This is a genomic window from Mycobacterium sp. (assembly GCF_049281135.1).
GTDB lineage: Bacteria > Actinomycetota > Actinomycetes > Mycobacteriales > Mycobacteriaceae > Mycobacterium.
Genome location: NZ_JBAPRN010000277.1, coordinates 1 through 6,686, shown reverse-complemented (window position 1 = coordinate 6,686; position 6,686 = coordinate 1). Strand labels below are relative to the sequence as shown.

Annotated in this window: 7 protein-coding genes; 2 read left to right on the top strand and 5 right to left on the bottom strand. The window is 64.4% G+C overall.

From position 1 onward, the window contains the following. Nucleotides 1–786 (bottom strand): phthiotriol/phenolphthiotriol dimycocerosates methyltransferase (locus WAN02_RS11200; protein ID WP_422264236.1); only part of this gene is annotated, 786 nt, incomplete at its 3' end. A gap of 21 nt (nt 787–807) precedes the next feature. Beyond that, nucleotides 808–2,187, bottom strand: coding sequence for a cytochrome P450 (locus WAN02_RS11195; RefSeq protein ID WP_422264234.1), 1,380 nt, complete (start codon nt 2,185–2,187; stop codon nt 808–810). 154 nt (nt 2,188–2,341) lie between these two features. On the opposite strand from WAN02_RS11195, the gene WAN02_RS11190 reads away from it, so the two are divergent. Next, nucleotides 2,342–2,737 (top strand): PaaI family thioesterase, encoded by a 396-nt coding sequence (locus WAN02_RS11190; protein ID WP_422264233.1) that lies wholly within the window; start codon nt 2,342–2,344, stop codon nt 2,735–2,737. Here the strand turns inward: WAN02_RS11190 and WAN02_RS11185 are convergent. The 3 genes from WAN02_RS11185 to WAN02_RS11175 form a co-directional block, all read right to left on the bottom strand. Beyond that, nucleotides 2,734–4,119 carry an NAD(P)/FAD-dependent oxidoreductase gene (locus WAN02_RS11185; RefSeq protein WP_422264232.1) on the bottom strand — a complete coding sequence of 462 codons (1,386 nt, stop codon included), beginning with the start codon at nt 4,117–4,119 and terminating at the stop codon, nt 2,734–2,736. The two genes, WAN02_RS11190 and WAN02_RS11185, sit on opposite strands and share 4 nt — an antisense overlap. 128 nt (nt 4,120–4,247) lie before the next feature. Beyond that, complete coding sequence (locus WAN02_RS11180) at nt 4,248–5,165, bottom strand: LLM class F420-dependent oxidoreductase (protein ID WP_422264231.1); 918 nt, start codon at nt 5,163–5,165, stop codon at nt 4,248–4,250. Nucleotides 5,166–5,222: 57 nt separating this feature from the next. Continuing rightward, the gene (locus tag WAN02_RS11175; protein ID WP_422264230.1) at nt 5,223–5,900 is read right to left on the bottom strand and encodes an SDR family oxidoreductase; all 678 of its coding nucleotides are present in this window, start codon (nt 5,898–5,900) and stop codon (nt 5,223–5,225) included. A gap of 176 nt (nt 5,901–6,076) precedes the next feature. On the opposite strand from WAN02_RS11175, the gene WAN02_RS11170 reads away from it, so the two are divergent. Beyond that, nucleotides 6,077–6,686, top strand: a 610-nt coding sequence (locus WAN02_RS11170) for a substrate-binding domain-containing protein (protein ID WP_422264229.1), incomplete at its 3' end; no start/stop codon positions are given.

Sequence of the window (6,686 nt, the reverse complement as noted above, 5' to 3'; positions counted from 1 at the left end):
GTACGACAGCCGTCCGCGCTGCAGCTCCTTGTACATCAGCGTGTCGGGCGCACCGGCGAACAGCCGGCCGAAGGGACGCAGGAACACCGGCAAGCGGCTGCCGACCAGGTCCAAGTACCTGCCGGAGTTGTGGTCCAGTCCGCGCAGAACGTCGGGGTTGATCTCGCGCTTGGACTCCATCCGCAACGGTAGGCCCGCCAGAGCCGCGTCCCACGCGTCATATTCGAGGAATCCGCGGAAGTCGACATAGAGGAAATGCCCGCCCGGGCGCAGCACCCGGACCATCTCGGAGAGGAAGCGGTCGAAGTGCGGGTAGGCGTGCGAGGCCTCGACGTTGAGCACCGCGTCGAAGGATTCATCGGGGAACGGCAGGTGCTCGGCGTCGCCGTGCACGAAATCCAGGCCCGGCAGGTGGTACCGGCGTTTGGCGAATGCAACGCCGTCAGGGTTGAAGTCCAATCCGGTGTAGGAGGCCGGGTGCAGCGTCTTCATCAGGTAGGCACCGCCGCCGCCGTGGCCGCAGCTCGGCTCCAGCACCTTCTTGCCGCTGAGGTCGGTCTGGGTCGCCGTGCGGTGGTAGAGCTGGATGCAGTATCGGTTGGGCTCGTCCTCTGGCGCCAACGGCAGACCCATCGGGGGATCCTCTTCGTAGCCCCAGTTGAGAAAGACGACGTCGTCTTGATCCCACCTGCGGGTGACGAAGGGGTACCAGTATTTGTTCATGGCTTTCTTGAACCATGAATAACTGCCAAGGGGTTTCACGTAGTGCCTGAGGGCGCTTGTCATTGCGGCAAGTATGCCAGCGCGTTACGCACTGCCGCGGCCAGCCGCGGATACCGCGTCCGCACTGTTGGACGGCTTGTCGGTTCGCCGGTACACCATCGCTCGCGCACCCTTCGCCGGCACGGTCGCCACGCCACGCCACCGCGCGCGTTCGCCCGGCGCATCGGTTGGGACGAAACGGAATTCGCGTAGCAGCATACGCAGGACTACATCCGACTCCATGTTGGCGAACGCGGCGCCGACACAACGGTTGACGCCGCCGCCGAACGGGATCCAGGCAACGGGCTTGGCGTTGGTGCCCATGTATCGATCCGGGTCGAACGACTCGGGGTCCGGGAAGCTCTCGTCAGAGTCGTGGGCCAGCTTGATGCTGATGATGATGTTGGTGCCCTCCGGAAGGACCCAGTCTCCCAACCGGATTCGCGTCTTCGTACGCCGTGTGGTCCCGTCGAGAACCGGCCGGGTGCGCTGGACCTCCCAGATCGTGGCCTGCCGCAATTCGGATCCGCCGGCGTCGGCTTCCTCCGCCAGGCGCGTCATCAGCTCGGGATGGCGGCTCAGCCGCTCCAACGCCCAGGCCAAGGACGATGCCGTTGTCTCGTGGCCGGAGCCGAGCAGCGTGAGCAACTCGTCGGTGATGTGCTCGTCCGAGATCGGCTCGCCGTCTTCGTAGCGGGCCTGCAACAACAGCGCCAGCACATCTTTGCGCTCATCGATGTTGGGGTCGGCGCGCGCCTCCGCGATGAGCGAAGCGATAACGTCGTCGAAGCGACGCCGTTGCTTCATGAAGCGCCCCCACGGGCTCCACGGACCCAGGTCCTTGCGCATGATCGGGGGGCACACCACGAGCAGTGAGCCGAGCGTGACCATGGCCGGCACAGTTTCGCGAAGCTCTTCCAGCGCAGGGCCTTCGGCGCCGAACACGGCGCGCAAGATCGCGCCGACGGTGATGCGCAGCATCGGCTCGAGCGTTTCGAATTCGCGGCCTTCGGGCCAGGTCGCGATCTCGCGCGTCACCTCTTCTTCGATGATGCGGTCGTAGCTGCGCATCCGCTTGCCGTGAAACGGCGGCGCCAGCAGTTTGCGGCGCTCGCGGTGCTCGTCGCCGGCAAGGCTGAACGTCGAGCCCGGACCGAATGCTTCGCCGATGGATCCAGCCCCCGACGGCGCACGTTCGACCAGCTCGGTGCCCGTGTTGAACAGTTCCTTAGCCAGGACTGGATCGTTGATCACCACCGCATGGTTGTTGCGTGGCAGATTCACGCTCACCACATTGCTGTCGTATCGCCGCGACAGAGCGGAAAACATCGCGTGGTTCGACACCAGAAACTGTAGAGTCTGGATCAGCTTCGGGTTCCGGGTGCCGGGCGGCAACCGCACCGGCTCGGTCGTAGCCGTCGCCATCTTGCCCTTCCCCCGTGCCTACATCACCAAGGTCCCCGTTGCCCCAGACCTACAGTAGTGGCAGCCGGTACGCCCCGCAGGACAGTCCAGTACTCCGGACATAACGACCGCCCCAGCACATACCCCTCGTTCATGCCGTGTAAACAGAAAGGTTATGCAGCCATTGCCTGAGGCGCCGTTCGATAATGAACTAGGCCTGGTATTCACCGAGATCAGTCCTGATCGAACGCGCGCCCAGCTGGACGTCGTGCCAAAGCTACTGCAACCGATGGGCATCGTGCATGGCGGTGTCTACTGCTCGATGGTCGAGAGCCTCGCCAGCATCGCCGCATACACGTGGATCGCCGCCAACGGCGGCGGCTCGGTCGTCGGCGTCAACAACAACACCGACTTCCTGCGTGCGATCAGCAGCGGGACCGTCTACGGCGCCGCGACTCCGGTCCATCGCGGGCGGCGACAGCAGCTGTGGATCGTCACCATCGCCGACTCCGACGACCGTCTCGTGGCCCGCGGTCAGGTGAGGCTGCAAAACCTCGAAGCCGAGAACTAACTGGCGGCCTTGGCCGTCTCGCCCTCATGAGCCTCGGCCGCCAATACGGCCAGCTGTTCCAGCCGGGTACGGGCGAAGGCCTGCTGCTCGGTGATCGTGAGCTGTCCGCGCCGGCCGCTCAAGAACGTCACAATCCACGACAGCACGGTGGTGATCTTGTTCTTGAACCCGATCAGATAGACCAAGTGCAGCAGCAGCCAGGCGAACCAGCCGATGATCCCACCGAACTCGAGCGGACCGATTTTCACCACCGCGTAGTACCGCGAAACTGCGGCCATCGATCCCTTGTCGAAGTACTGGAACGGCTCCCGCTGCGCAGGGTCGGCACCGGCCAACTCGGCCTTGATCGTGCCCGCGGCGTACTTGCCGCCCTGGATGGCGCCCTGCGCAACCCCGGGCACACCGTCGACCGCGGCCATGTCACCAACGACAAACACGTTGGGATGGCTGGGAATTGACAGGTCGGCCAACACCTTGACCCGGCCCGCGCGGTCGAGTTCGACGCCCGATTGGCGGGCAAGATCGCGGCCCAGCGGGCTGGCAGATACTCCCGCGGACCACACCTTGCAGGCCGACTCGATGCGACGGGTGGTGCCGTCGGAGTCTTTGACCGTGATGCCGTCGCGATCAACGTCGGTGACCATGGCACCGAGCTGGATTTCGACGCCCATCTTCTCCAGCCGCGCGGCGGCCTTCCTGCCGAGATTCCCGCCCATCGGGGGTAGGACGGCGGAGGCCGCGTCAAGCAGAATCACGCGCGCTTTCGTCGAATCGATATGGCGGTAGGCGCCTTTCAGGGTGAAGTCCGCGAGTTCGGCGATCTGGCCGGCCATTTCTACGCCGGTCGGTCCCGCGCCCACGACGGTGAACGTCAAGAGCTTCTGCCGCCGCTCCGGATCGTTCGACCGCTCGGCAGCTTCGAACGCGCTCATGATGCGACCACGCAATTCCAGAGCGTCGTCGATGGACTTCATGCCGGGCGCGAATTCGGCGAAGTGGTCGTTGCCGAAGTAAGACTGGCCAGCCCCGGCAGCGATAATCAAACTGTCAAAAGGAGTTTCATAGCTGTGGCCGAGTAACTCCGAGACGACGAATTTGCCCCTCAAGTCAATGTGCGTGACGTCGCCGAGCAGAACCTGGGCGTTGTGCTGACCCTTCAGGATCATCCGCGTTGGGGGAGCGATCGCGCCTTCGGCGACGATGCCGGTCGCCACTTGGTAGAGCATCGGCTGGAACAGGTGGTGGGTGGTACGAGCGATCAACTTGATGTCGACGTCGGCCCTTTTCAGCTTCTTGACCGCGTTCAGGCCACCGAATCCCGATCCGATGACCACAACCCGGTGTCGACGATTGAGTCTGGACTCTTCGGGCTGGGCGTTCATGGCGTAGGTGCTCCTCAGCAGCGGCTGCGTTCACCTTTACGATAGTCGCCCGGACCTGCAATTATCGACGTTAGTCGGTGTGATCGCCCACACCCGCGGCGTCAGACGTGACGCGCCTCGCTACCGGATCAGAGCCCTACCAGCGGACGTAACGCATCGCCGACGGCGGTGACGACACCAGGCGTATAAAACGGCATGTTGATGATCACGCCGTCGATTCCGGCGTCCAGCACCTTGGCCTGAACCTGCTCGGCGATCGAGTCGGCGTTTCCGGCCAGCATGCGTCCACTCATCTCCGCGGGGATCTGGTCCGTCTTCACGTTGTCGTCGAGCAGCACGGTCACCAGCATGCTGGTCTCCAGCGTCGCGGGGTCGCGGCCGATTGCCTCGCAGCTCTCCCGCACGACTTTGACCTTGCCGGCCAGCTGGTCGAAGCTGGCGATCACGTTCAGATGGTCGAAGTGCCGCGCCGCCAGCGGGATGGTCTTCTTCTCGCCGCTGCCACCGATCATCAGCGGGATGTGATCGCGATAACGCGGGTTGGCCAATGCATTTTCGGCGCGGTACCACTTACCGGAAAAGGTCGGTCGTTCGCCTTTCAGCATCGGCAGGATGATCTCCAACGCCTCGTCAAGACGGTTGAACCGATCGGTGAAGGTGCCGAATTCGAAGCCCAGCTCGTCGTGCTCGAGCTCGAACCATCCCGTGCCGATACCCAGAATCGCCCGGCCCGCGCTGACCACGTCCAGGGTAGTGATGACCTTGGCCAGCAGCGTGGGGTTGCGGTAGGTGTTGCCGGTCACCAAAGTGCCCAGGTGCACTCGCTCGGTCGCCGTCGCCAGCGCGCCAAGGGCCGTGTAGGCCTCGAGCATCGGCTGGTCGGGGGAGCCGAGCATCGGGAGTTGGTAGAAGTGGTCCATCACGAAAACCGAGTCAAATCCAGCTGATTCGGCCTCGCGAGCCTGCGCGATTACGGTCGGGAAGAGCTGCTCGACGCCGGTCCCGTAGGAGAAGTTGGGGATTTGAAAGCCAAGGCGGATAGTCACGAAATCCACCCTAGTGACCCGCGGTCAGCAGCGAAGGTCGCTCCCGCGAATTACGCGCTAGGCGAACTGCGTCAGCGCGCCGTGGCTGACGTGCAGCAGCTGACCCGTGATGTGGCGGGCAGCGCCGGTGGTGAGGAACAGCGACATTCTGGCGATCTCGGCAGCAACCGGCGGCGGCGTGCGGGACAACCCTTCGTAGCCGGGCTGCGCGCTACGCCCAGCGGCCACGGCGTTGACCGTGATACCGCGGGTGCCGAAGACCGTCGCCTGACCGGCGACCCAGCTTGCGAGGGCAGCCTTGACTGCGGCCTCGGCGCTACCTGGGCGGGCGCTGTCCGGCACGACGCTGATGATCGACCCGCCGGAGCGCAGGTGATCGCCCACCGTCTCGAGTGTCAGTACGGCCGACAGCACGGTGTCGTCGAGGGAGTTACGCCAGGCGGCGGCGAGATCCGACAGCGAGTAGGCGCGCGGGTCACCGGAACTCCAGCGAGGCGCCGGGATGTTGACGATGGTGTCCAAGTGGTGGGGGAACAGATGTCGAACCTCGGCCAGCGCCGCGGGGTCGGTGTTGTCACAGACGATCGCGTCCGCCTCGATCTCCTTGGCGGCTACCTCGAGGTCATCTCGGCGCGCACCCAGCAGGGTGATCGCATGGCCCTCGTTGTGGAACCCCTCAGCAACGGCGCGACCCAACTCCGTGTCGCCGCCGGTAACCAGTACCTCCACCGCCATGACCTCCTCATATTCACCATTGAATCCAAGTGCCGGCCCGCTAAGAGCACCGCGGCTTCCGCCTGGAGCAACGGTCCTCCGATGCTCCGATGGTGGCACACCGCAACGCCGGTCCCTGGGATTTCAGGGTGTGTATGGCATTAACGTTTCCTTATGTTACTGGACGGTAGCTAGATATGAAACTCCGAATCCGGCACGGCACGGTCACCGTTTGGACAACGCTGGGCAGCGTGACCGCCCGGCTCAGCACCGCACGAGCGTGGACGGCGGGCTTGCTGTCGCTGGCACTGGTGGCCGACCTGAGCGGCTGCGGGCCGAAGACAGCGTCGTCCACGACGGCATCCACATCGTCGGCCCACTCGATCGTCGTGTTCGCGGCCACCTTGCTCAAGCCCGCGTTCACCCTGCTGGCCGGAAAGTTCCAAACCGACAACCCCGGCGCCACAATCGATTTCAATTTCGCGACCTCGTTGGAACTCGCGAACAAGCTGACCCAAGGCGCCAGCGCCGATATCTTCGCCTCGGCGGACAGCGCCCAGATGGACACCGTGGTCAAGGCCGACCTGACGAGCAGCGATCCGGTCAACTTCGCTTCGAACACGCTGGTGATCGTCACTGCGCCGGGCGACCCGAAGCAGATCCGGTCGTTCGCCGATCTCGCCAAGCCCGACCTACGTGTCGCGGTATGCCAGGCGTCGGCGCCCTGTGGATCCGCCGCGCAACGCATCGAGGACAACACCGGAGTGCATCTCAACCCGGTCAGCGAGGAGTCGGTGTCGTCTGCCG

What these genes read in the sequence shown, in the direction of transcription:
- WAN02_RS11195 (WP_422264234.1), bottom strand. Translation starts at nt 2,187, where the DNA reads ATGGCGACGGCTACGACCGAGCCGGTGCGGTTGCCGCCCGGCACCCGG.
- WAN02_RS11185 (WP_422264232.1), bottom strand. Translation starts at nt 4,119, where the DNA reads ATGAACGCCCAGCCCGAAGAGTCCAGACTCAATCGTCGACACCGGGTT.
- WAN02_RS11175 (WP_422264230.1), bottom strand. Translation starts at nt 5,900, where the DNA reads ATGGCGGTGGAGGTACTGGTTACCGGCGGCGACACGGAGTTGGGTCGC.
- WAN02_RS11190 (WP_422264233.1), top strand. Translation starts at nt 2,342, where the DNA reads ATGCAGCCATTGCCTGAGGCGCCGTTCGATAATGAACTAGGCCTGGTA.